The sequence below is a fragment of the Albibacillus kandeliae genome, from assembly GCF_003116585.1.
In the GTDB taxonomy this organism is placed as follows: Bacteria; Pseudomonadota; Alphaproteobacteria; order Rhodobacterales; family Rhodobacteraceae; genus Albibacillus; species Albibacillus kandeliae.
Map to the genome: position 1 here is coordinate 253144 of NZ_QEHM01000007.1, position 21296 is coordinate 274439.

Genomic DNA, 21296 nt, shown 5'->3' on the forward strand with positions numbered 1-21296 from the left:
GAGATGACAGACAAAGCCGGAGAGACGACGATGAACGACACACCCACGCCAGACACCGGAGCGCCGATCCTGCGCAGCGTCGGCCTACGCAAGTCGTTCGGGAGCCTTGATGTCCTCAAGGGCATCGACCTTGACGTGAAGCGCGGCGACCGGATCGCCATCATCGGCGGATCGGGGTCGGGCAAGAGCACCCTTTTGCGCTGCCTCAACTTCATGGAGCGTCCGACAGGTGGGCAGGTGATCCTCGACGGAGAGCGGATCGGTGACGCGCGCGTCGCGAAGGACGGCAGCGAGACCATCACCTATCGCGAGCGCGACCTGATGGCCGTCCGCAAGCGCGTCGGCATGGTGTTCCAGCAGTTCAACCTGTTTCCCCACATGAGCACGGTCGAGAACGTCATGGAGGGGCTGGTGACGGTCCTGCGCAGGCCCAAGGCCGAAGCGCGCGAGCGGGCGGCGCAGGAACTGGCCCGCGTCGGCCTCGGCGACAAGCTCGATGTCTATCCCGGCCGTCTCTCGGGCGGACAGCAGCAGCGCGTCGCCATTGCCCGCGCCTTGGCGATGGATCCCGAGGTCCTGTTGTTCGACGAACCGACTTCGTCGCTCGACCCCGAGTTGGTGGGGGAGGTGCTGCGCACCATCCTGTCGCTGGCTGAGGACGGGCGCACCATGTTGCTGGTCACGCACGAGCTGGGCTTTGCCTATCGCTTCGCCACCCACGTCATCTACCTCAGCGATGGTGTCGTGCACGAGACCGGCACCGCCGAAGAGGTCTTCCGCAATCCGCAACGCGACAAGACGCGCGCCTTCATCGCGCGGTCTTCCGAATTCTCACTCTGAGTCAACGTCCGACAGAAAGGCACCCCATGACTTCCGCTTCCAGCGCCCAGGCCTATGACGGCGATCCCCGCAACGACGACGCCCTGGTCTACGTGAATGGCGAGTTCGTTCACCGCGACAAGGCGTCCGTCTCCATCTTCGACGCCGGCTTCGTGCTGGGCGACGGGATCTGGGAGGGGTTGCGGCTGGTGAACGGCAAGCTCCTGTCGCTCGACCTGCACATGGATCGTCTGTTCGAAGGCGCGCGGGCGATCTCGCTCGACATCGGGATGACCCGCGAGGAGGTGGCGCAGGCGGTTCTGGACACCTGCGCAAAGAACGGGTTCATCGATGACACCCACATCCGGCTGATGATCACGCGCGGGCGCAAGACCACGCCGAACCAGGATCCGCGCTTCATGGCATCGGGGGCGACGGTGGTGATTGTGGCCGAACTGAAGAAGCCGCGCGCGACCTTCGCCGAGAAGGGCCTGACGCTCTTCACCTCGACCTTCCGATGCTCGACCCCGGACGTGTTTGACCTGCGCCTGAATTCGCACAGCCGCCTCAACCTGATCCAGGCGCTGATCCAGGCCATCGCGGCGGGTGCGGACGAGGCGCTGATGCTGGACCAGCGCGGCATGGTCGCAAGCTGCAACTCGACGAACTTCTTCATTGTGCGCAAGGGCGAACTCTGGACCTCGCCGGGGCTCTATTCGTTCAACGGGATCACCCGGGGTCATGTGTTCGACCTCTGGGGCGAACGGATCGGCACGGCGCAGATGAAGGACTTTACGCTGGCGCAAACCTATTCGGCCGACGAGGCTTTCGTGACTGGAACGCTCGGCGGGATCACCCCGGTGACCAAGATCGACGGTCACATTATCGGCGATGGCAAACCCGGCCCGATGACGCGCGAAGCCACGAAAGTCTACTGGGACTGGGTCCGCAGCAGCTGCGCCTGAGCGCGGTCAGCAGGTATCGCTTGAGTGACGGATTTGCCGGGGAGGTTGGTCTTCCCCGGTGAGGCCGTAGTGACAGGTTCAGCTGCCAGAAGGTTAGCCACCACAAAGCGCATAATGAGAGTTATGTTAAGGCTTAATTGTCTGCGCGAGAAAGCCCGCACGACCTACGCGGGCCTCTCTAAGTGCCGTTATCGGCCCAGGTACTCCGGGAGCCACAGCGTGATGCCGGGAAAGACGATGATTAGCCCAAGCGCAATAAGCTGCAGCACCACGAAGGGGATCACGCCCTTGTAGATCGTGGTGATCGGCACGTCCTTGGCGATCCCCCTGAGATAGAACAGCGCATAGCCGAAAGGCGGTGTCAGGAAGGATGTCTGCAGGTTCACCGCCAGCGCGATGGCGAACCATGCCAGCACCTCATCCTTTGGCAGCCCGAAATCGAGCCCTGTGATGACGGGCGCAACGATGGGCACAACCACCAGAGTGATCTCGACCCACTCCAGGAAGAAGCCCAGCAGGAATACCACGAACATGATCAGGAGGAGCGACGCATAGGGGCTCGCCCCCTCCAGCGCGAAGAGGTCGACGATCATCTTGTCGCCGCCGAGCTTGCGGAAGACGAGGCTGAAAATGGTCGCGCCGATCATCACGAAGACGATCATGGCGGTAGTGCGGGTGCTGTCGGACAGCGCCTGCCCAAGCGTGCGCCAGTCCAGCCGCCGCGAGAGCAGAGCCAGCAGCATGGCACCGGCGGCACCGATGGCGGCGGACTCGGTCGGGGTAGCGACACCCGCGACGATGGTGCCAAGCACCGAGAGGATCAGGACGATGGGCAAAACGAGGTCGAAGGCCAGCCGGCTCACCACCTCGCCAAGGCCCGAGGGCGCTTCCTGCGCAATCGGCGGCATCCGCTCGGGAGAGCGCAGGACGATCAGGATCAGGTACCCGAGGTACAGCGCTGCAAGAAGCAGGCCCGGCCCGACCGCGCCGATGAACAGGCTGCCGACGGAGATCGACAGCTGGTCGCCAAGGATGATCAGCATGACGCTCGGCGGGATCAGGATGCCGAGCGTCCCGCTTGCCGCGATCAGCCCGGTCGAGACCTTGGGGTCGTAGCCGTTCTGCAGCATCGGCGGGAGCGCCATCATGCCCATCAGCACAACGGACGCGCCGATGATGCCCGTGGAGGCCGCCATGATCACGCCGATCAGCGCCACCGCGAAGGCATATCCCCCGGGCAGACTGCGGAACAGAGTGGCGAGCGAGCGCAGCAAACGCTCGGCCACGCCTGATCGTTCGAGCATCAGGCCCATGAAAACGAAGAGCGGGATGGCGATCAGCAGCCAGTTGGTGAGGACCCCGGAAAAGATCCGCTGCACGCCGATGGAGAGGAACAGCACGGGGATGTCGGCAGCAAAGGCAAAGATGATACCCACGCCTGCCAACACGAAGGCCACCGGGTAACCGGCAAAGATGCCCGCCATCAGGCCAAGCAGCATGGCGATGGGCCAGATGAAGTCGTTCATTCGAGGGTCTCGTCTTTGGAAAGCTCGCCCCGCACGAGGCCGAGGATCGTTCGGAGGGCACGGGCACATGCGGCGACGCCAAGCAGGCCGAAGCCGAACGGCACGCAGGCCTTGATCAGCCAGCGGTCCTGCAGCCCGCCGTAATTGGACCCCTCGCCCGACGTGAAGGCTGTCATCGCGAATTTGGTCCCGAACCAGACGATGATGACACAGAAGGGCAGCACGAAGAACAGGTCACCCAGAACCCGGATCACGGCACGCGTCCGCGGTGAGAAGCTCGCCGATAGGAAGTCCACCGACACGTGGGCATTGTCGCGGAAGGCATAGGCACCACCGAAGAGCACCAGCAGAGCGAAGATATGCCACTGGAGGTCGATCATCGTGTTCACGGTGAGACCTGAGCCAAGGAGGAAACGGTCCCCCTCCCAGGTGACAAAGTTGTTCCACCCGGCCTGCCCCGCGAAGACGGCGAGACAGACGAAGAGGATCAGTGGCAATAGAAGCCATCCCACCAGTCGTCCGGGAAGGACGCAGAGGTCGATCATCCGTTTCAGGAATTGGTCCATGTGGTGCTGCCCGATGTTGAAGAAGGGCCGCCGCGACGGCCCTTCGATCAGTCTAACAGGAACGGATCAGTGCGGCAGGGCCTGCAGCTCGCTCCAGCGGCCAACGCGCGCGACATAGGCTGTCAGCGACTCGTAGGCTTCCTTGAAGATCGGGTCCTTTGCGGCCTCCTCTTCCATCACCTGCATCGAGGCTTCCTTCATCGCCGCCAGCACCTCGTCAGGGAAGCGCTTGACCTCGACCCCGGCGGCCTCGATCTCTTCGATGGCGGTGACCTGCTGGTTCAGCTGGTCGGCCATGTTGTCGACGATGTTCGCCTTGCAGGCCTCGATCATGACTTTCTGGTCACGCTCGGAAATGCCGTTCCAGACATCCATGTTGATGATGATGGAATCCCAGCTCGACGGCTGGTGCCAGCCCGGGAAGTAATAGGTCTTGGCGATCTCCTGGAACCCGAAGTTCTTGTCGAGCTGCGGCGCGGAGAACTCGGCGGCGTCGATCCGGCCGGTTTCCAGCGAGACATAGATCTCGCCCGCGGGCACCAGTTGCGTGTTGGCGCCGAGCTTGGCCAGCGCCTGCCCGCCCAGACCGGCGATCCGCATGTTCAGACCTTTCAGGTCGTCGACGGTGTTGATCTGCTTGTTGAACCAGCCGCCCGCTTCCGGCACGACGAGGTGGCAGGGAATGATCTTCACGTTGTGCGGGTCATAGGCCTTCTGGATGATCGCGAGGCCGCCCCCGTTGAACATCCAGCTGAGCGCGATGTCCGGCGACGGGCCGAACGGCATAGAGCCGACAAGGTTCGCGACCGGGATTTGCCCCGCCCAGTAACCGATCCAGTCAAAGCCCATCGGGATAGCGCCCGAGCTGACCGCGCCGAACACCTCGAACGGCGGCACGAAGTCGCCGGAACCGTGCACGGTGATGTCCACCTCGCCATCGGTCATGGTGCGCACCTTGTCGGCCCAGTTCACCGGGCTCGGCCCGATCGAGGGAACGTTCAGGCCAAAGACACTCTGCAGGTCGTAGCTGTCCGCCGCCGCCGAATGGCCGAACGCAACCGTGGCCGCAACGGCCATCGCAACAAATCTATTCATATTTCCTCCCACTGCGGGGCGCGGCCCCGCTGAAGCGTTTCGCACGCCAGACACCCGAGTTCCAGTTCACCATCCTCTCTGGTCCGAACTGAATATGCCTTGGCGATGCATCAATTATTAGATATATGCAAACGCGTTTGCAATACGTGAAAGTGAAAATGAGATGCATGTTCTTCAAGGGGAGGTCGCTGTCGTCACCGGCGCGGGACAGGGGAACGGGGCCGCTATCGCACTGGGTCTCGCCCAGGCCGGAGCCCGCGTGGCACTTGCCGACATCAACGGCGAAACCGTTGCAAAGGTTCGGGAAACCATCGCCGAAGCGGGCGGAGAGGCCATCGCGGCGCAGCTGGACGTGACCGATGAAAACGGCGCACGCGCCTTCCGTAACACGGTGCACGCGCGCTTTGGACCGGCGTCGATCCTGGTGAACAACGCGGGCGTGATCCGGCGCACGGAGATCGAAGGCACAAATTACGAATCAGACTGGGACGCGACATTTGCGGTGAACGTGACCGGCCCCCGGAACATGGTTCGCGCCTTCCTGCCCGATCTCAAGACCACCTCCGGCTGCGTGGTGAACCTCGCCTCGATCATGTCGCTCGTCGCGGGCCCCGGCCTGACGGCCTATGCCGCCAGCAAGGGCGCGGTGGCGCAGTTCACCAAGGCGCTAGCGCAGGACATGGCGCCGCACGGCGTCCGCGTGAACGCGATCCTGCCCGGCGTGATCGAGACCCCGATGACCGAGATCACGCGCCAGACCCCCGAGGCGATCGGCCGGTTCATGGCCCACACGCCCATGCGCCGGGTCGGACAGCCCGAAGAGCTCGTCGGCCCGGTCGTCTTTCTAGCGTCCAAGGCGGCGAGCTACGTCACCGGAGCCCTGCTGCCGGTCGACGGCGGCTACCTGACCGCATGACGAAATACTGACTGGAGGAGAAAAGATGAAACCCCAGACTTACGATTGCGACGTCCTTGTCGTCGGCTCCGGCGCAGGCGGTCTCTCCAGCGCGGTCAGCGCGGCTCATCGCGGGCTGAAAGTGCTCGTCGTTGAAAAGGAACCTGTCTTTGGCGGCACCACCGCACGTTCGGGCGGCTGGATGTGGATCCCCAACAACGCCCCTGCCAAGCGTGCCGGGGTCGAGGACAGCGTCGAAAAGGCCCGTATCTACATGCAGAACGAGGCTGGCGATCACTTCGACCCGGCCCGCGTCGATGCCTTTCTGGAAGCCGGCCCCAAGGCGGTCGACTTCTTCGAGAATGAAACCTCGCTGCAATTCGACCTCGGCCCGACCTTTGCCGACTACCACCCGAACGATCCGGGCGGGATCGACGGAGGCCGTTCCATCGTGGCGCGCCCCTTCGACGGGCGCGAACTCGGCGACCAGATCAGGCGTCTGCGCCCCCCGCTCTCCGAGATCACCTTCCTCGGCATGATGATCGGGACCGGCAAGGAACTGCTGCACTTCTTCAACGTCACCAAGTCCCCGGTCTCGGCCTTCTACGTCGCCAAGCTGTTCCTCAAGTTCTTGCGCGACATGGCGTTCCACGGTCGCCCAATGCGCCTGATGAACGGCAACGCGCTGGCCGCTCGGCTTGCCAAGTCGTGCTTTGACAAGGGCGTGCCGATCTGGACCCGTTCCGCCGTCAAGGACCTGATCCGTGACGAGGCTGGCCGCGTCATCGGTGCCCGGGTCGAAACCGCGAAAGGCACGGTCGAAGTGCGCGTGGCCAAGGGCGTCGTGATGGCCGCGGGCGGTTTCCCGCAGGACGTCGCGCGGCGGATGCGGCTGTTCGGTCATGCGCCGAGCGGCAACGAACACGCCTCGCCCGCCCCTCCGGGCAACACCGGCGACGGCCTGCGGCTTGGCGAATCTGTCGGCGCCTCGGTGGACGAGGACCTGCCCAACGCGGCGGCCTGGGTCCCCATCTCGCGCCCGGTGCGCAAGGACGGCACGCTCGGAACCTTCCCGCACTTTGTCGACCGCTCCAAGCCGGGGGTGATCGCGGTCACCCGCTCGGGCCGCCGCTTCTGCAACGAGGCGGACAGCTATCACGACTTCGGCCAGTCGATGGTCAAGCGCTGCACGGAGGAAGGCGGCGAGGTCTGTGCCTTCTTCATCGCCGACCACCGCACGCTCAGGAAATACGGGCTGGGCTTCGTCAAACCCTACCCGGTGCCCTACAAGCAGCACATCACCACCGGTTACCTGTTCAAGGGGGACACCCTGAAGGAACTGGCGGCAGAGATCGGCGCCGACCCGGAGCAGTTCGAGAAAACCGTCGAAGCCTTCAACGGCCCAGCCCGGCGCGGCGAGGACCCGGAGTTCCACAGGGGCTCAACCTCCTACAACCGCTCGCTCGGCGACCCCGAGCACAAGCCGAACCCCTGCGTTGCCCCCATCGAGAAGGGTCCGTTCTACGCGGTCAAACTGGTGATGGGCGATCTTGGCACCTTTGCCGGGCTGCGCACCAACGAGTACGCGCAGGTGTTGGACGAGGCGCGCAAGCCCATCGCGGGGCTCTACGCGGCAGGCAATGACGCGGCCAGCATCATGGGCGGCAACTATCCGGGCGGTGGCATCACCCTCGGCCCCGCGCTGACGTTCGGCTACATCGCCGCGCGCCACATGGCCGGGGGGAATGCGTGACGCGCAGCGGCGGGATCGCCTTTGGGCTGGCTGCATCGCTGGCTTGGGCGATCTACAACGTCGGCGTTGCCATCGGCCACCAGCAGGGACTTGGCAATGCCGAACTCACCCTGCTGCGCTATGTGGGAGGGGCAGCCGTGATGCTGCCCCTTCTCCTTCTGATACGGGTGAATCCCTTTGCCGGAACCACGCCCTTTCGCGTGGCGCTGCTCTTCGTCGTTGCGGGCCCACCCTTCGCATGGGTCATCAACACCGGCTACTCGCTGGCACCGCTCAGCCACGCCGTGGTGATCAGCCCCGGCGTCACCATGCTGGTGGCGAGCGCCCTCGCCCGCTATGTCGGCGGCAACCCTGTCCCGCTGAACCGCAAGATCGGCATGGGACTGCTCGTGCTCGGCCTCGTCTTCATTGCCTCCGACCAGGACAGCGCGCTGAACCCTGACGTGGGAACATGGGCGGGCGACCTCTGTTTCGTGCTCTCCGGAACGCTGTTCGGAGTCTTTACCTGGCTGATGTCCTACTGGCGGCTCGAGGCTATCCGAACGACCGGGATGATCGCCATCGTCTCGACCCTCGTCTACCTGCCGCTCTATCTCGCGCTGTTCGACATCCCATCGCTTCCCGCGTCGGTCTGGGCGCAGCAGATTGTCTACCAGGGGGCATTGGGCGGCGCGCTGGCGGTCGTCTTCTTCACGGCGGCCATCGCGCACCTCGGCAGCGGGTCGGCCGCGATCTTTCCCGCGCTCGTGCCGCCGATGGCCGTGCTCTGCTCCATCCCGATGACCGGGCAGGCCCCGAACCAGTTGCAGATCATCGGCCTCGCCACGGCAACCACGGGGCTCTTTGTCTCGCTCGATCTGCTGGGCAACCGCCTCAGGCGGCGGCCCCTGCCCCCAGATCCCGCGAGAGATCGCCGGTGAATTCGAGCAAGCGCCGCACCGGCTCGCCGGCCTTTTCAAGATCGATGTAGCCGGTGGGGCCGATCACCGTCACCGCCAGCTGCATCTGGCCGGTGTGGTCGAACACCGGCGCGGCAACGGCCGAGACGCCGGGGATAGGCATGTCGCGGGTGATGGCATAGCCGTCTTCCTTGGCCCGCGCCGCCGCCGCGTCATAGACAGCCTGATCGACCTTGAAGAAGGCCCGGCGCTGGAATTCCGAGTCCGAGAGCTCTTTCTCGACAATGGGCCGGGTGATGGACTTTGGCAGGAAGGCCCCGAAGACCGCACCTGTCGCGGTGACCGTCATGTTGTAGTTGCCGCCGACCTGCACGTTGGCATGGATGCGCCCGTCGAACTCCTGCACATAGGTGATCGTCGGCCCATGCATCCCCCAGACCGATATCGTGACCATCAACCCCAGTTCATCGGACAGCGCACCGACCCGCGCGATGGTCTCGCGATAGGCATTCTGGTTGCGCAACCGCGACAGACCGAGGTGCAGCGCGAAGGGGCCCAACTGGTAGCGGCCCCGCTCGGTCTGTTCGACCATCGCCATCTCTCGGAAGGAAACGAGGTAGGGATGAAGCTGCGCCGCCGAGATACCCACCTGCTCGGCAAGATCGCGCAGTTGCAGCGGATTCTTAGCCAGCGACAGGGCCGTCAGGATGCGGCCACCGGTCTCGATGGTCTGCACGCCCCGGGATTTGGACACTTTGGAAGACTGGTCGTTCATGGCAATCCTTATCTCGCCCGAAGGTACTGTCAGGCGGGGGGAAAAGTCGAGCGGCTGAAAGGGCCCCCTGCCCTTATCTCCTCGTTTGGCCTGCAACCCAGGTGTCCCCCTGCAGGCCAACCCACGTCCCGCGTCCCGCAGAGAACCCTGTTCCGGAGGTACGGCCCAGGTTCCCCTCACGGAACCCGCTAACGTCTTGAAAGTATGGACGTCACTCGCAGCCGGTTGCTGTTGATCCAGACGTCGGAGTATTCGACCGGCCGCCCGTCGGCGAGGTAGGTGATCTGCTGGAGGTATTGCACCGGCGCGCCTGGTTGCATCTCCAGCGCGGCGCTGACGCGTTCATTGGCGGCTTCCGCCGAAAAGGTCCGGCGGGCGGAGCTGATCTTCAGCCGATAGCGATCTTCCAGTGTTCCGAAAAGGCTGTTGGCGGAAAAGTCGATTGCCTCGATCCCCGGCGTTAGGTCCGCCCGCACGTAGTTTTCCATCAGCGCGACGGGCCCCGCTTCGGTCCTGCGAAACCGCGCAAGAAACAGCGCCGACTGCTCCTGCGGCAGGTCCAGCAAGGCCGCCACCGGCTTTGGCGGCACGGTGAGAGTACAGTCGAGAACGATGGCCTCGGTCGGGATCCCGTCCCGCACGAAGTCCTCGGTCAGGGTACTGAGCCGCTGCGCAATGGCTGGCTCGATGATCGCCGAGGCGACGTAGGTTCCGCGCCCCCGTACCCGTCTCAGTAGGCCCTCGTCCAGCAAGGTCGTCAGCGCGCGCCGAAGTGTTCCGCGGCTGACACCAAGTTCCACCGCCAGCTCCGGCTCGGTCTTGAGCCGGTAATGCGCGGGCCATTCCCCCGATGCAATCCGTGCCCGGAAGGCCTCGGAGATCTGGCTGTGCAGCGATGCGGGCGCATCGCGCAGCAGGTTTTCAAACCCGTCTTTCGCCCCGTCGCTCAACCGTACCTCCCTGCCCTGCGTCTTGCCCCGATCCCGTCGGCGCCCCGGAACCATACGAGCGGCAAGCGCCCGGCGCGAGCGCGAAAACCGATGTTGACGGCTTTGGTGCGGATCCAATATGTCCATAGATGTTCATATACATAATTGCAGTGCGGACAAGTCGCCCTGCCGCCCCGGCACTGCGCCCTTCCAGCCGAAAGTAAGACCCATGACCAGCACCACGGACTATCGTTCCCTGTCACCAGCGGAACTTGCGCCTTTTATCCAGCACACCAAGATTTCGGTCGGGCTGACCCGCGCCGACATGATCGCTCACGCCGAGGAAGCCGCCCGCTTCGGCTTTGGTGCCGCGATGGTTCCCGGGTCCTGGGTCAGGACGGTTGCCGATGTTCTTGCGGGGACGGGTGTACCCGTCGCCTCCGCGCTGGATTTTCCGACCGTCGGAGTCATGACCAGTGCAGGCAAGGCCGCCGAGGCGGCAGAACTGGTCCGTCTCGGCGCCACCCAGATCGACATCGGCGTTCAGGTCGGCTGGCTGAAATCAGGCGACCATGACCTCTTCCGCGAAGACATCGCAGGCGTTGTCCGCGCTTCTGGCGTCCCGATCAAGGTGATGCTGGAGCTTCCCCTGCTCACCCCCGAAGAGCGCGAGATTGCCGTGGAACTCAGTATCGAGGCCGGCGCCGCCTATCTCAAGAACGCCAGCAGCGGCCAGATCGAAACTGCGAGCCCCGAGAACATCCGCTTTCTTGCAGCCCGCGCGCCCGATGGTGTCCTCGTGAAGGCATCCGGTTCGATCACCCGCTACGAGCAGACGATCGCCCTCCTCGAAGCTGGCGCCGCTTGCGTGGGCACCAGCGCGGGAATCGAAATCCTCAACAACACCGCAGATGCGCTGACCGAAAGCTACTGACCCGTCACAGCCCGCTTTCAAGCTCGCGCCAGTCCTTCGGTGAAATGCCGGTCACCCGGCGGAAATCCCGGCTGAAGTGGTAGGCGTCGAAGAAACCGCAGGTCTGGGCGACTTCGTAGATCGGCAGTCGGCTTTCCAGCATGATCGCCTGCGCCATGATGATCCGTTCCCGCCGCACAAAGCTGCGCGGGGTCGAGTCGAGGTGCTGGCGAAACAGGCGGCGGATTTGTGACGCCGAGAGGCCCGCCGCCGCCTCCATCTGCTCTTCGGTCCAGGGGTGATGCGGCGTTGAGCGGATCGCCTCGGTCAGTCGCGCCAGCGCGGCGGGCAGCCCGGCGCGAGCGGCCGGGGCGCGCTCGGCGCTGACAAGTTGCAGGAAACGGGCGACTGCCGCGTGCAGGTGCACATCGGTATCTATCCCTCGGCTGCCCATCGTGTCGAACAGATGCTGGAACCAGCCAATCAGCTCCGAGGCATGCGCGATCTTGAGGCGTGGCCTGCCCGACCCGAAGAACCGCCTGCGCAGCGCCGCCGTATCGTTCCCCGCCAGCCGGAACCACATCACCGACCACGGCGCGACGGTATCCGCCGAATGGGCATGCGGTGTGGTTCCGTCGATCCAGACCAGCTCGCCCGGTGCGACCTCGAAGCTCATCCCGCAGGTCTCGACCGTACCGCGCCCGGACAGGCAATAGAGCACGTCATCCCCCGGACAACTCTCTCGCCGGATGCCCCGGTTGGGCGAGGCATCGAGCCAGCCTGACCGCAGGATCGTGGTCAGACCGAACTTGGTATCGGGGTCCGGCGTGAAGTGGTGCGACAGCCGGACAACGGAATGAGAGCGAATATTGGCCATGCGCGATTTATACATGTATCCTTTTCGCTCTGTCCATTGAGACAACCCGCCTTCCTCCGACATCCTGCGCATGAGGAGATCGGCGTCCGCGCCGAAGATATTTGGGAGGAAAGAATGCTGTTTCCCAGCAAAGCCGAGATGCGTGCCTACGAGGTCGATGGATACTTTGTGCGCAAGGGGTTCCTGTCGCCTGAGGAGGTCACCGATTTCCGCGAAAGCTCCCGCCGCCAGCTCGAAGAAGAGAGCAAGGGCGGCAACGTGATGAAAAAGGGCGACAAGTCCGGCAACGCGACACTGCTCAAGCTCTGGAACCATGCGGGCGACGACAAGTATGGCCTGCTTGCCCGAGACGAGCGTATGGTGCGCATCTCTGAGGCCCTGATTGGCGAGGAAATCTATCTTTACAGCCATAAAATGACCATGAAGCAGCCCCGCGAGGGCGGCGCATGGGAATGGCATCAGGATTATGGCTACTGGTACAACAACGGTTGCCTCAGCCCCGAGATGCTGTCGATCTACGTCTCGCTCGACCCCGCCAACCGCGAGAACGGCTGCCTTCAAGTTCTCAAGGGCAGCCACATCCTCGGCCGCCTGAACCACGTGCGCGAAGACGGGCAGACCAACGTCGAGGCGCCCTACCTGGAAGCCGCCGTCGAGCGTTTCGAACATGTCTACGTCGAGATGGAACCGGGCGACGCACTGGTGTTCCACTGCAACCTTCTGCACCGCTCGGACGCCAACAACAGCGACACCTACCGCTGGGGCTACATCTGCTCCTACAACGCAGTCCACAATGCGCCCTTCATGCAGGCTCGCGACTACGGTCACTTCCAGAAGCTGGAAACCGTGCCCGCCGGAAGCTTCATGAACGCGAAAGTGGCGGCGGAATGAGCGAGAGCACGAGCATCGCACGGGAAGAACCGGCCACGTCGCACCAGCGACGCGGCCAGCTCTGGTCGCGCCTCGTGGCACGCAAGGAACTCGGCGTGTTCCTCGCTCTGGTCGTGATGTGCGTGTTCCTGAGCCTCGCGACCTCCAACTTCCTCAGCTCGCTCAACCTGCTGAACGTCGGTCGACAGGTCTCGCTGCTCGGGATCATGGCCGTCGGCATGACCTTCGTGCTGATTTCGGGAGAGATCGACCTCTCTGTCGGATCGACCTACGCCCTCTCCGGGCTCAGCTCCGGCATGCTCATCGTGATGGGTTGGGGTCTGCTGCCCGCGGTTGCCGCCGGGCTCGTCATCGGTGTCTGCATCGGCCTCGTCAACGGGGTACTCTCGACCTACGGGCGGCTGCCATCGCTGATCGCGACGCTCGGCATGATGTCCATCGTGCGGGGCGTGGCACTGCTGATGACCGGCGGGCAGCCCGTCACCGTCAACACCCGGAACGGCGCGATCCCCGAAGTGCTCGACCGCTTCGAGTTCATGGGTCAGGGCTACCTCTTCGGCATCGTTCCGATGCAACTCGTCTTCTTCATCGTGATCGCAGTGATCGGCTGGCTACTGCTGTCTGGCACCGCTTTCGGCTTCCGCGTCTTCGCGGTTGGCGGCAGCGCCAAGGCTGCGCGCGTGTCGGGCATCAACGCCGAACGGGTCAAGCTCTGGTCCTTTGTCATCATGGGCGTGCTGGCTGCGCTTGCCGGGATCCTGTCGATGGCCTTCCTGCCGTCCGGTCAGGCTGGGCGCACCGGCCTCGGGCTGGAACTCGATGTCATCGCGGCGGTCGTGGTCGGGGGCGCCTCGCTCTCTGGCGGCGTCGGCACGGTGCTCGGCACGGTCCTCGGAGTGCTGATCATCGGGGTTCTTCGCAACGGCCTGGTCCTGCTGGGCGTCTCGCCCTTCACCCAGGAGGTCATGATCGGCCTCGTCATCATCATCGCCGTCGCGATCGACAAGTGGAGTACGCGCAGCCGCTCTGCCTGAGCCTGCAAGACACAGCGTCCGGCCCGCCAGAGGAGGGTTGGCCGGAGCGCCTTATCCAACAGACTTTCATCCAGGGAGGATAAAGAATGCTCAACAAACTCAAAACACTCGCCGGGGCAGGCCTGCTCTGCATGGCTCCCGTCATCGCCAGTGCTGACCCGGTCAACGTCAGCGATTTCCAGCTCGCGCCGCGCATTGCCGAGAAGGTTGCCTCGGGCAAGCCGCTGAACATCATGGTCAGCTATCACGATGTGTCGAACGAGTTCGCACCCTTCGTGAAACAAGGCGTCGAGAAGGCTGACAAGGAACTGAACGTCGATGCGCGTTTTATCGGCCCCGTGGGCGCCGACGCAGACGGGCAGATCTCCGAGATCGAAACCCTGCTCGGTGACATGGACGGCCTCGCGATCTCGGCGGTCTCGACCGACGCGCTGTCGCCGCTGATCAATCGCGTGATCGAGGCCGGGATCCCGGTGATCTCGTACAACACCGACAACCCGGATTCCAAACGGCTCGTCTTTGCCGGCCAGGACCTTGTTCAATCGGGCCGCGATGCCGGCGAACAGATGGCCAAGGTGCTCGACGGCAAGGGTCGTGTCATGATCACCACCATCGACGCGGCTGCCCAATGGTCGCTCGACCGCGAGAAGGGCGTGCGCGAAGCGCTGGACAAGGTCGAAGGCATCGAGGTGGTTCGCACCTTGAACACCGGTACCGACCCGCAAGAGATCTATGCCGCCATCGAAAACGCGATGCTCTCCGATCCCGGTATCACCGGCATCCTGTCGCTCGAATGCTGCTCGACGCCCGCCGCCGGCGAATGGGTCAAACGCAACGGCCAGGCCGGCAAGGTCAAGGTCGTCGGCTTCGACCTGCTGGATCAGACCGTGGACCTCGTCGCCGACGACGTGATCCAGGTGACCATCGACCAGGCGCCGGCGCGCCAGGGCTTCGAGGCGGTGAACCTGCTGGTCGAGTTCCTGAACGGCAAGACCATCGACGATCTCGATACCGGCGTCGGCATCTACACGCCCGAGAACATCAAGGAAGCGATGTAACTGAAGAGGTCCGGTCCCGGACTACCGGGATCGGACCGGCGCAGGTGGAATGCCCATGACCCAGAACCCCATAGTCGAACTGGTCGATGTCACCAAACGCTATCCCGGCGTCGTCGCGATGGATGGTGTCTCGATCCGGTTTCATCCCGGCGAGGTCCATGCGGTCATCGGCGAGAACGGAGCCGGCAAGAGCACGATGATGAACGTGCTTGCCGGCGCGATCCAGCCGAACGAGGGCGAACTGCGAGTCGATGGCAAGACCACCAGTTTCTCGAGCCCACTGGCCAGCCAGGCCGCAGGCATCGGGGTCGTCTATCAGGAACTGTCGCTCTGCATGAACCTCTCGGTCGGCGAGAACGTGATGCTGCCGGAACTCGCCCGCCGCGGAGCGCTTTCGCCGCTTGCAAGCCTCCGCGCCGGACAGGCCGCGCGGCCGGTCCTCGAACGGCTCGGCATGGGTCGGCTCGATCCGGCGACCCCGGTCGCAAAGCTCTCGGTTGCGCAGCAGCAGCTGGTCGAGATCGCGCGGGTGATCAACCAGGACACCCGGCTTCTGGTGCTTGACGAACCCAACTCCGCCCTCTCCCCTGCCGAGAGCGAGAAACTCTTCGAAGTGGTACGCGCCCTTCGCGCACAGGGCGTATCCATCGTCTACGTGTCACACCATCTGGACGAAGTGCTCGACCTCGCCGACCGCTTCAGCGTGATGCGCGACGGACGACTTGTCACAAGCTTCGAGAAGTCTCCGGAGCTTACAACCGACACGCTGGTCTCGCACATGGTAGGGCGCGACGTTGCCACGGCTGACCAATACGCGACCAGACCGGGCGTTGCAGACCACATGGGCGAACCGGTGCTGGAAGTCTCCGGCCTGACCGCCCCCGGCGTTTTCGAGGATGTGAGCTTCACGGTCGCGCGCGGCGAGATTCTCGGCGTTGCGGGACTGCCCGACAGCGGCAAGGACGCATTGGGCGACGCGCTCTTCGGCCTCACCCCCCGCAGCGGCGACGTGCAGGTCAACGGCATCCGCCTCTCGCCGAACCGGCCGGTCCACTCGATTGCCGCAGGCATCGCCTATATTCCAGCCGACCGGCGCGGCGCCGGGGCTCTGCTGACGATGTCGGTGGCCGAGAACACCATCGCCTCGGCGCTCGGCCGGTTCCTCCGGCGCGGCTTCCTGCATCGCAAACCCATCCGCGAGACGACCGAGTACTACATCGGCCGTTTCGGCACCAAGGTGGCCCAACTCGACCAGGCCATCGCGACGCTATCGGGTGGAAACCAGCAAAAAATCATTCTCGCGCGCGGCCTTGTCACCGAGCCCAAGCTGCTGATCCTGCACGAGCCGACCCGAGGCATCGACGTCGGCGCCAAGGCCGAGATCTACGACATCCTCAAGGGCCTTGCCGCCGAGGGCCTGGCAATCCTGATGATCTCCTCCGAACTGCCCGAGATCGTGCTGCATACCAGCCGCGTGCTGGTGATGGCGGAGGGGCAGGTGACCGGGCAACTTTCGGGTGCGAAGATCACCGAGGAAACGATCATGGCGCTGGCGACCCGGTCGCGACGCCATGCGGCATGAGAGACAGAAGATGAGCAAGATCACAGTGGTCGGCAGCTTTGCCGTCGGCATGACAATCCGGACCGATACGATGCCGGTCTTCGGCGAAACCATCCGGGGCCGCGATTTCGACTTCGGCCCCGGCGGCAAGGGATCGAACCAGTCGGTAGGGGTTGCGCGCCTCGGCGCGGACTCGGCGCTTGTCACCTGCCTTGGCGAGGACCAACTCGCCAACGTTGCCAGGGATCTCTACGCCGCCGAGGGCGTCGACACATCGGGCATCCGCTATACCTCCGAGCGCGCCACCGGTGCCGGGGTCATCGTGCTGAACGCCGAGGGAGAGAACTTCATCATCCTCGACATGGGTGCGAACGAGTTGATGGACGCGGCCTTTGTCGATGGAGCGCGCGAGCGTATCGCGCGCAGCGACATCGTCATGACGGTACTCGAGATTCCCGTCCCTGCCGCGCAGCGGGCGATGGAGCTCGGCAAGGCCGCTGGCGCGCGCACCATCCTGAACCCGGCACCCGCCACGGCCCTGCCCGACGCGATCTTTGCCCATGTCGACTACCTCACGCCCAACGCTACCGAACTGCGCATCCTGATGGGACTGGACCCGGACGATCCGACGCCAACCCGCGACCTTGCCGGGCAGCTTCGCCGCCGGGGTGTGGGTAATGTCATCGTCACGATGGGCCCCGAGGGCGCGCTGGTGCTGACGGACGAGCACGATGTCATCGTCCCAAGTCCGCAGGTCGAGGTCGTGGACACCACCGGCGCGGGGGATGCCTTCAACGCAGGGCTCGCGGTCGCCCTCGGCGAAGGGCAACCCCTGCTCGATGCTGTCCGGTTCGCCACCTGTTGCGGCGCCCATGCCTGCACGCGGCTCGGGGTCATCCCCTCGCTTCCCACGCGCGCCGAACTCGACGCGCTCTTCGAATTCAATTGACCGAGGATCCAAGATGAAACGCAGTGCCCTGCTCAACTCCGAACTGAACCACGCGATCGCCTCGATGGGGCACACCGACCTGATGATCGTCTGCGACGCAGGCTTTCCGATCCCTTCCGACGCTTGGCGCATCGACCTCGCTCTGGCCCGCGACCTCCCCGACCTCAAGACCGTTCTCCGCCTGATCTCTGCCGAGCTCATCGCCGAGAAGGTCGGCTATGCCGAGGACCTGCCCGAGCGTAACCCGATCCTGCTGGAAACCGTCCGCTCCATCTTCTCTGACTCCGATCATGAGCAGGTGCCGCACGACGACATCCTCGGGAAGTACGCCGCGCAGGCCAAGGTGATCGTGCGCACAGGCGCGTTCGACCCTTGGGGGAACGTGCTGCTCTGGTCGGGCGTCGACGCGCCGAACTGGTTCAACAAGCCCGGCGTGAAGCCCACCGACTATTACGCAGAGAAACTGAAAAGGTCCTGAGGCATGGCCGACCGGATCTTTAGTTTCGGCGCCCAGCCGGTGACGCGCCTTGCGACTGTGGCGAGCCTGCGCGCGGCAAAGGGTCGGTATGGTTCCTTTGCGCAGGTGACCGCAGAAACCGCCGAGGAGGCCGCGGCCGCGGAGGCGGCGGGGATCGAGATGGTCACCTGCCGCGCCCGCAATGTTACCGAGGTCAGGCGCGGCTCGCAGGCGGTCTTCGTTATCGCGGCGCTTGGCTTTGCCGAAGCGGTGACGAATGACGAGATTCTGCGCACCGCTTTCCGAGCGGTCACCGATGGCGCCGATGCCGTGATCACAGGTCGTCGGCTGGAGGTGGTTGAACTGCTCGCGGCAGAGGACATACCTGTCGTCGGCCACCTCGGCTTCGTGCCCCGCAAGTCCACCTGGGTCGGGCGTATCAGGGGGGTCGGCCGTACGCCTGACGAGGCCGAACAACTGCTCGGCCGTTTCCGCCGGCTGGAAGACGCGGGCGCCTTTGCCGTCGAAGCCGAGCTCATCTCTGCCCCGCTGCTGGAAGAAATCGGCAAGCGTTCCGGGCTGGTGACGATCTCGCTCGGCTCCGGGCCCAGTGCCGAGGTCCAGTTCCTGTTCGGCTCAGACATCTGCGGCGAAACGGACCGCGTTCCTCGTCATGCCCGCAAGTACGCCGATCTGGCCTCTCTCTATCGGACGATACAGGACACGCGGATCTCGGCCTTCAGGTCGTTTCGGCAGGACGTGGCAGGAGGCACCTTTCCGGCCAGTGGCGAAATGATCGAACCCGATGCCGAGGCCGCGCGCGCAGTGCGGGATCGTCTGGCACAGCTCTCGGACGGTTAGTACCTCAGAAATCCCGTTTCGGCAGGGTCTGTGCATAGACATCGGTCGCCAGCATGTGCTCGTCCGCCTTCCTGAGCGCCTCAACCGCTGCGGCGCGGTTGCGATGTGCGAGCAGCGCACAGAGAACCTCGGAGATTGCCAGCGCGGGGGTGAGGGTGTGGAAGAAGCTACCGCTTTCGATCGGGCACAGCAGGGCCGTATCGCTGAGGTTGACCAATGGCGACACGACACTGTCGGTCACCGAGATCACCTTCAGCCCCTTCCCGCGCGCAAGTTCCGCCATCTTCAGCGTCTGTACGACATAGGGGTTCAGCGAGACGCATAGCAGCGCGTCCTCGTCCGTCGCCCAGATCAGCGCGTCGCCCGCGGTGTTGGCGGTCCCGTCGAGGAGGACGGCCTTGTCTCCCAGCAGGGACAGCACGTAGTGAAAGTTCCAGGCGACCGAATGGGTCGACCTGAGCCCCAGCACATAGACGCGGCGCGCGGTGTCGAGATGCTCTGCGGCTTCGCATAACTTGGCAAGCATGTCCCCTGTGCCAAGCTGCATCAGCTGTTGGCCCAACACGCTCAGCATGTCGCGGGCCATGTCGCTGGCCTCTACCGCCTGCCCCGCCACCCCCGACGCCTGAGCGCGCGCGGCAAAGCCCTCGCTGGGTTTGCGCATGGCATTGGCGTGGGCATCACGTATCGCATTGAACCCATCGTAGCCCAGGAATTTGGACAGGCGCGTCATGGTCGAAGGTTGCACCCCGGCCTTCGCCGCGAGGTCTCTCATCGAGTTCAGAGCAACTTCGCTGGGATGATCGAGGATGTAGCGCGCCGCGATCTGCAGCTTGCCCGGCATCTGCTCGAAGAGCTCCACGATTCGCTCTCTTGCGGAATTTTCATGCAACAAATGTTTCATCCCCGGCTCGAAGTTGGTCACGATCTTAGCCAAGCACCTCGATCAGGCAACCGATTTTCATTTTAAAATCAAAGATCGCTCAAGCTTTGATCGTTTCACATGCGGCAGCTATGAAACATTTAGATTGCTTTATGATGTTTTTGGAACAAACGTTGCAAACATCGAGAATCTCTCGTACCGAGATGCCGACTCGGCTCGGAACGCCTGCAACTGACTGGAATACGCCTGTGACCCGCCTTCTCCATCGCTCGACCAAAGCCACTTTGCCTGTCGCCGTTTCCGGGCACGGCGTCTACCTGACAGATGCCGAAGGACGCGACTACATCGACGGGTCCGGTGGCGCGGCGGTGAGCTGCCTGGGCCACGGTCACGCCGGTGTCCGGGCTGCGATCCATGCGCAGGTCGATGCGCTGGCCTACGCCCATACCTCCTTCTTCACGACCGAGGCGGCCGAAACGCTTGGCGAGCGCCTCAGCGCTCTGGCGCCGCCGAAGTTGGATTATTTGTACCTCGTCTCGGGCGGATCCGAGGCGGTCGAAGCCGCGCTGAAGATGGCGCGCCAGTACCACGTCGAGCGGGGCGAGCCGCAGAGGCGGCACATCATTGCGCGACGCCAGAGCTACCACGGCAATACCATCGGCGCCCTTGCTGCTGGCGGCAACGAATGGCGCCGCGCCCAGTTCCGCCCGATCCTGCCGGAGACCCATCACGTCTCGCCCTGCTACGCCTACCGCGACCAGATGCCGGGAGAGACCGAGGCGGACTATGCCGCGCGGCTTGCCAATGAACTGGATGCCAAGATCAGGGAACTTGGCGAAGACGCCGTTATGGCCTTCGTCTGTGAACCCGTGGTCGGGGCAACGCTTGGCGCGGTGCCGCCGGTCGAAGGTTACCTCCGCGCCATCCGCGAGGTCTGCGACCGCTACGGCGTCCTGCTGATCTGCGACGAGGTGATGTGCGGCATGGGCCGGACAGGCTCGCTCTTTGCGGTCGAACAAGAGGGCGTCGTTCCCGACATCATCACCATCGCCAAGGGGCTTGGCGCCGGATACCAGGCCATCGGGGCGGTGTTGCTGAGCGAGGAGATCTACCGGGCCTTCGCCGACGGCAGCGGCGCGTTCCAGCATGGGCACACCTACCTCGGGCACCCGGTGGCTGCCGCCGCCGCTAATGCCGTGCTCGACGAGATCACCCGCCCCGAGATGATGCAACGTGTCCGCGACATGGGCAGGCTATTGCAGGAGGGGTTGGAAGAACGTCTTGGCCAGTCGCCCCATGTCGGAGATATCCGTGGTCGCGGCCTGTTCCGCGGGATCGAACTGGTCGAGGATCGCGATACCAAGGCGCCCTTCGATCCCGCCAGGCGGCTCCACGCCAAGGTGAAAGCCGCCGCGATGGATCATGGCCTGCTGTGCTACCCGATGCCCGGCACAATCGACGGACAGCGCGGAGATCACATTCTGCTCGCGCCGCCCTTCATCATCTCGCCCGAAGAGATCCACCAGATCGTGGACCGCGTCGCCCGTGCGATCGACGTCGCCACCGCCGAATAGCCCGAAAGCCAAAGGA

At 64.2% G+C, this 21296-nt stretch carries 21 protein-coding genes; 14 read left to right on the plus strand and 7 right to left on the minus strand.

What is annotated here, in order from left to right; all coding sequences use genetic code 11:
• Nucleotides 1-3 precede the first annotated feature (3 nt).
• Together DDT93_RS17030 and DDT93_RS17035 are read left to right on the plus strand one after the other, a co-directional pair.
• Nucleotides 4-840, plus strand: a complete 837-nt coding sequence (locus DDT93_RS17030) for an amino acid ABC transporter ATP-binding protein (RefSeq protein WP_109467221.1) — start codon at nucleotides 4-6, stop codon at nucleotides 838-840.
• 26 nt (nucleotides 841-866) lie between these two features.
• On the plus strand, nucleotides 867-1784 hold the full coding sequence (locus DDT93_RS17035) for an aminotransferase class IV (protein ID WP_109467066.1): 918 nt from the start codon (nucleotides 867-869) through the stop codon (nucleotides 1782-1784).
• 188 nt (nucleotides 1785-1972) lie between these two features.
• Here DDT93_RS17035 and DDT93_RS17040 read toward each other — a convergent pair whose 3' ends face one another.
• From DDT93_RS17040 to DDT93_RS17050, 3 genes are all read right to left on the minus strand, one after another.
• Nucleotides 1973-3310, minus strand: coding sequence for a TRAP transporter large permease (locus tag DDT93_RS17040; protein WP_109467067.1), 1338 nt, complete (start codon nucleotides 3308-3310; stop codon nucleotides 1973-1975).
• Nucleotides 3307-3876 carry a TRAP transporter small permease subunit gene (locus DDT93_RS17045; protein WP_109467068.1) on the minus strand — a complete coding sequence of 190 codons (570 nt, stop codon included), beginning with the start codon at nucleotides 3874-3876 and terminating at the stop codon, nucleotides 3307-3309. The genes DDT93_RS17040 and DDT93_RS17045 overlap by 4 nt, the downstream gene beginning before the upstream one ends.
• Nucleotides 3877-3942: 66 nt before the next feature.
• On the minus strand, nucleotides 3943-4971 hold the full coding sequence (locus DDT93_RS17050; protein ID WP_109467069.1) for a TRAP transporter substrate-binding protein: 1029 nt from the start codon (nucleotides 4969-4971) through the stop codon (nucleotides 3943-3945).
• A gap of 163 nt (nucleotides 4972-5134) precedes the next feature.
• On the opposite strand from DDT93_RS17050, the gene DDT93_RS17055 reads away from it, so the two are divergent.
• The 3 genes from DDT93_RS17055 to DDT93_RS17065 are packed head-to-tail and all read left to right on the plus strand — an operon-like array spanning nucleotide 5135 to nucleotide 8539.
• Entirely contained in the window at nucleotides 5135-5887 is a 753-nt protein-coding gene (locus DDT93_RS17055; RefSeq protein WP_109467070.1) for an SDR family NAD(P)-dependent oxidoreductase, read from the plus strand.
• A 25-nt stretch (nucleotides 5888-5912) separates the two neighbouring features.
• Entirely contained in the window at nucleotides 5913-7619 is a 1707-nt protein-coding gene (locus DDT93_RS17060; RefSeq protein WP_109467071.1) for an FAD-dependent oxidoreductase, read from the plus strand.
• Nucleotides 7616-8539: a DMT family transporter gene (locus tag DDT93_RS17065; protein WP_109467072.1), complete on the plus strand. Its 924-nt coding sequence runs from the start codon at nucleotides 7616-7618 to the stop codon at nucleotides 8537-8539. Before DDT93_RS17060 ends, DDT93_RS17065 begins: the two co-directional genes overlap by 4 nt.
• On the opposite strand, the gene DDT93_RS17070 is transcribed toward DDT93_RS17065, so the two are convergent.
• Together DDT93_RS17070 and DDT93_RS17075 are read right to left on the minus strand one after the other, a co-directional pair.
• The gene (locus DDT93_RS17070) at nucleotides 8493-9293 is read right to left on the minus strand and encodes an IclR family transcriptional regulator (protein ID WP_109467073.1); all 801 of its coding nucleotides are present in this window, start codon (nucleotides 9291-9293) and stop codon (nucleotides 8493-8495) included. The two genes, DDT93_RS17065 and DDT93_RS17070, sit on opposite strands and share 47 nt — an antisense overlap.
• 188 nt (nucleotides 9294-9481) lie before the next feature.
• Nucleotides 9482-10243: a GntR family transcriptional regulator gene (locus DDT93_RS17075; protein WP_198654884.1), complete on the minus strand. Its 762-nt coding sequence runs from the start codon at nucleotides 10241-10243 to the stop codon at nucleotides 9482-9484.
• 208 nt (nucleotides 10244-10451) lie between these two features.
• Here DDT93_RS17075 and deoC point away from each other — a divergent pair, with 208 nt between their 5' ends.
• Nucleotides 10452-11156 (plus strand): deoxyribose-phosphate aldolase, encoded by a 705-nt coding sequence (gene deoC / locus DDT93_RS17080; protein WP_109467075.1) that lies wholly within the window; start codon nucleotides 10452-10454, stop codon nucleotides 11154-11156.
• A 4-nt stretch (nucleotides 11157-11160) separates the two neighbouring features.
• Here the strand turns inward: deoC and DDT93_RS17085 are convergent, their stop codons facing one another.
• Nucleotides 11161-12027: an AraC family transcriptional regulator gene (locus tag DDT93_RS17085; RefSeq protein ID WP_198654885.1), complete on the minus strand. Its 867-nt coding sequence runs from the start codon at nucleotides 12025-12027 to the stop codon at nucleotides 11161-11163.
• 99 nt (nucleotides 12028-12126) lie between these two features.
• Here DDT93_RS17085 and DDT93_RS17090 point away from each other — a divergent pair, with 99 nt between their 5' ends.
• From DDT93_RS17090 to DDT93_RS17120, 7 genes are all read left to right on the plus strand, one after another.
• Entirely contained in the window at nucleotides 12127-12903 is a 777-nt protein-coding gene (locus DDT93_RS17090) for a phytanoyl-CoA dioxygenase family protein (RefSeq protein ID WP_109467077.1), read from the plus strand.
• The gene (locus DDT93_RS17095) at nucleotides 12900-13937 is read left to right on the plus strand and encodes an ABC transporter permease (RefSeq protein WP_109467078.1); all 1038 of its coding nucleotides are present in this window, start codon (nucleotides 12900-12902) and stop codon (nucleotides 13935-13937) included. Before DDT93_RS17090 ends, DDT93_RS17095 begins: the two co-directional genes overlap by 4 nt.
• Nucleotides 13938-14023: 86 nt before the next feature.
• Entirely contained in the window at nucleotides 14024-14995 is a 972-nt protein-coding gene (locus DDT93_RS17100; protein ID WP_198654886.1) for a sugar ABC transporter substrate-binding protein, read from the plus strand.
• Nucleotides 14996-15050: 55 nt separating this feature from the next.
• Nucleotides 15051-16577, plus strand: coding sequence for a sugar ABC transporter ATP-binding protein (locus DDT93_RS17105; protein ID WP_109467223.1), 1527 nt, complete (start codon nucleotides 15051-15053; stop codon nucleotides 16575-16577).
• 10 nt (nucleotides 16578-16587) lie between these two features.
• Nucleotides 16588-17505 (plus strand): ribokinase, encoded by a 918-nt coding sequence (locus tag DDT93_RS17110; protein ID WP_198654887.1) that lies wholly within the window; start codon nucleotides 16588-16590, stop codon nucleotides 17503-17505.
• Between the two features lie 13 nt (nucleotides 17506-17518).
• A complete protein-coding gene (gene rbsD / locus DDT93_RS17115; protein ID WP_109467080.1) occupies nucleotides 17519-17983 on the plus strand; it encodes a D-ribose pyranase in 465 nt (154 codons plus the stop codon).
• A gap of 3 nt (nucleotides 17984-17986) precedes the next feature.
• On the plus strand, nucleotides 17987-18823 hold the full coding sequence (locus DDT93_RS17120) for a 3-methyl-2-oxobutanoate hydroxymethyltransferase (protein ID WP_109467081.1): 837 nt from the start codon (nucleotides 17987-17989) through the stop codon (nucleotides 18821-18823).
• Between the two features lie 4 nt (nucleotides 18824-18827).
• On the opposite strand, the gene DDT93_RS17125 is transcribed toward DDT93_RS17120, so the two are convergent.
• Complete coding sequence (locus tag DDT93_RS17125; RefSeq protein ID WP_232825490.1) at nucleotides 18828-19685, minus strand: MurR/RpiR family transcriptional regulator; 858 nt, start codon at nucleotides 19683-19685, stop codon at nucleotides 18828-18830.
• Nucleotides 19686-19954: 269 nt separating this feature from the next.
• On the opposite strand from DDT93_RS17125, the gene DDT93_RS17130 reads away from it, so the two are divergent.
• Nucleotides 19955-21280: an aspartate aminotransferase family protein gene (locus tag DDT93_RS17130; RefSeq protein ID WP_109467082.1), complete on the plus strand. Its 1326-nt coding sequence runs from the start codon at nucleotides 19955-19957 to the stop codon at nucleotides 21278-21280.
• The last annotated feature ends 16 nt before the right edge of the window (nucleotides 21281-21296 follow it).

Coding starts and splice junctions, on each gene's coding strand:
- DDT93_RS17060 (WP_109467071.1), top strand. CDS start 5,913: ATGAAACCCCAGACTTACGATTGCGACGTCCTTGTCGTCGGCTCCGGC.
- DDT93_RS17050 (WP_109467069.1), bottom strand. CDS start 4,971: ATGAATAGATTTGTTGCGATGGCCGTTGCGGCCACGGTTGCGTTCGGC.
- DDT93_RS17090 (WP_109467077.1), top strand. CDS start 12,127: ATGCTGTTTCCCAGCAAAGCCGAGATGCGTGCCTACGAGGTCGATGGA.
- DDT93_RS17070 (WP_109467073.1), bottom strand. CDS start 9,293: ATGAACGACCAGTCTTCCAAAGTGTCCAAATCCCGGGGCGTGCAGACC.
- deoC (WP_109467075.1), top strand. CDS start 10,452: ATGACCAGCACCACGGACTATCGTTCCCTGTCACCAGCGGAACTTGCG.
- DDT93_RS17040 (WP_109467067.1), bottom strand. CDS start 3,310: ATGAACGACTTCATCTGGCCCATCGCCATGCTGCTTGGCCTGATGGCG.
- DDT93_RS17100 (WP_198654886.1), top strand. CDS start 14,024: ATGCTCAACAAACTCAAAACACTCGCCGGGGCAGGCCTGCTCTGCATG.
- DDT93_RS17030 (WP_109467221.1), top strand. CDS start 4: ATGACAGACAAAGCCGGAGAGACGACGATGAACGACACACCCACGCCA.
- DDT93_RS17105 (WP_109467223.1), top strand. CDS start 15,051: ATGACCCAGAACCCCATAGTCGAACTGGTCGATGTCACCAAACGCTAT.
- DDT93_RS17120 (WP_109467081.1), top strand. CDS start 17,987: ATGGCCGACCGGATCTTTAGTTTCGGCGCCCAGCCGGTGACGCGCCTT.
- DDT93_RS17055 (WP_109467070.1), top strand. CDS start 5,135: ATGCATGTTCTTCAAGGGGAGGTCGCTGTCGTCACCGGCGCGGGACAG.
- rbsD (WP_109467080.1), top strand. CDS start 17,519: ATGAAACGCAGTGCCCTGCTCAACTCCGAACTGAACCACGCGATCGCC.
- DDT93_RS17085 (WP_198654885.1), bottom strand. CDS start 12,027: ATGTATAAATCGCGCATGGCCAATATTCGCTCTCATTCCGTTGTCCGG.
- DDT93_RS17095 (WP_109467078.1), top strand. CDS start 12,900: ATGAGCGAGAGCACGAGCATCGCACGGGAAGAACCGGCCACGTCGCAC.
- DDT93_RS17110 (WP_198654887.1), top strand. CDS start 16,588: ATGAGCAAGATCACAGTGGTCGGCAGCTTTGCCGTCGGCATGACAATC.
- DDT93_RS17045 (WP_109467068.1), bottom strand. CDS start 3,876: ATGGACCAATTCCTGAAACGGATGATCGACCTCTGCGTCCTTCCCGGA.
- DDT93_RS17035 (WP_109467066.1), top strand. CDS start 867: ATGACTTCCGCTTCCAGCGCCCAGGCCTATGACGGCGATCCCCGCAAC.